This is a genomic window from Aequoribacter sp., assembly GCF_965659035.1.
Lineage (GTDB): Bacteria > Pseudomonadota > Gammaproteobacteria > Pseudomonadales > Halieaceae > Aequoribacter.
In genome coordinates this window covers 1-1,709 of record NZ_CBFHWH010000169.1, presented here as the reverse complement: position 1 = coordinate 1,709, position 1,709 = coordinate 1, and the positions used below count along the sequence as shown (strand labels likewise).

Sequence of the window (1,709 nt, the reverse complement as noted above, 5' to 3'; positions counted from 1 at the left end):
AACACCTGTGCAGGTTGTAGCGATGCAGTACAGCCAAAATAAAGAAGCTTTAATGGCAAATTCGGCCATTAGCATCGCGCCGGCAGCGGCCAGAGCAGCGCCAATAAAACCCGTTTTACGCCCCAAAGCCTGCATGATTCGAGAGGCTGGTATGGTGCCGAGCGCTGTACCCAGAATCATGAGGGATACGGGCAGTGTGGCGATACTGGCACTGGGCGCTATTTTGGCCCCGATAATGCCACCCATGGTTACTGTGATGACAGAGCCCGATACGAACGCCAATTGCGCGCCGATAAGCAGGCTTAAGTTTCGTGTTGCGATAGTCATGGGCAGGGCTCTGATTAGCGGCTCATCTGAGCCAATGTTATGTTTGCGCGCTATTATACATTAGACCTGCCAGTGTATGATGCCAGAATTAACCCTTTGTCAGTGGGAGTTGGGCGCGTGCTAGGACATTCGATTAAGCAGTTTTTACGAGGTGGTGTTTCGACGCCACATGTCGTTGTCAGTACTTGGTTGGGTGCTTGCCTCGCGTCTGTCGTGAGTGCGTCAAATAGCTTAGGCTTGTTGTTGAGCGTGCTGGTGTTGACGAGTGTTATTCGCGTCAACTGGGGTGTTTTGGCCGTGGCTACGCTTGTGACCAAGACGCTCTTCTGGCTCGGGGCGGGAGTGATCTTCAGCTCGGGGCAGTGGTTACTGACTGGGCCGCTCGCAGAGAGCTGGATGAACGTGGCTTCCCTTCCTGTGCTGGCGTGGTTTGGGTTGGAATACCCCCTGGTGTCTGGCGCATTGCTATGGACTTTGCCAATGACGGCGGTGATATCGGCTTTGCTGATGGCGGGATTAGGCTGGCTGCGTCGCGGAGCGACGTCTCTTGAGGGGAGCTCCAAATATCAATCCTTTGCCAGTAAGCCGGTTGGACGGTGGGTGCTCCAATTGACCTTGGGTGTCAGCGCCTCGCAAGGCATCCTAGCGGCACTCGATAAACAAATCGGCTTTTGGCGCTGGAAGGGTGCCGCGGTCGCGGGTGTTGTCATACTTGTTGCCGGCTTTACGGGCAATCAATGGGCTAATAACAATGCTCGTGGTTTGTTGTCATCAGCGCTCGCTGCAGCCAACGGTGCGACCGTCGATATCGAACAAGCCGAATTCAATATCTGGCGGGGGCGATTGAGTCTGGAGGGTCTGCAGATCGCGGATTCGGAAAATTTAGCGACCAACCTTCTAGCCGCAAACCAGTTATCGATGACAGTTAGCTGGGCTGACTTGCTGAGCAAGCAGGTACGAGTCGATGAGATAACTGTGCGTCAGGCTCAATCGGGTAGTCAGCGTGCGACAAAGGGTCAACTTACCGGGCCTATGGTCAATGTGCCCGAGGTGAGTGACGTCGATTCGGAAAGCATCGAAGATTACTTGAAGCAAGCCAAAGAGTGGAAAGAACGCCTAGCTCAGGTTAAAGAGTGGTTGGATCGGTGGGAATCGGGTGATCAAGCGACAAAACCTAGTCCAGCTGATCTAGATTATGAGACTTGGCTGGATGAGCAAATTCAGAACAGTGGTTATGCCTCTGTGGTTCATGAGCCCTTGGCTCGTCGGTACTGGCAAACCAACATCGATCGAGTTTACATCGATGCTCTAACCGCTGAATGGCTTGCGCCTGAGACGCTGGCGATCGAGATGACTTCATTGAGCTCACAGCCTGCGCAGAA

The 1,709-nt window shown here is 53.7% G+C and carries 1 protein-coding gene and 1 pseudogene; one reads left to right on the top strand and one right to left on the bottom strand.

Annotated elements, in window-relative coordinates:
• A pseudogene (locus tag ACTF5Z_RS12120) lies at positions 1-327 on the bottom strand (MFS transporter); the annotation flags it as partial.
• Between the two features lie 117 nt (positions 328-444).
• Here ACTF5Z_RS12120 and ACTF5Z_RS12115 point away from each other — a divergent pair.
• On the top strand, positions 445-1,709 hold a 1,265-nt coding region (locus tag ACTF5Z_RS12115; protein ID WP_438985858.1), incomplete at its 3' end, for a hypothetical protein.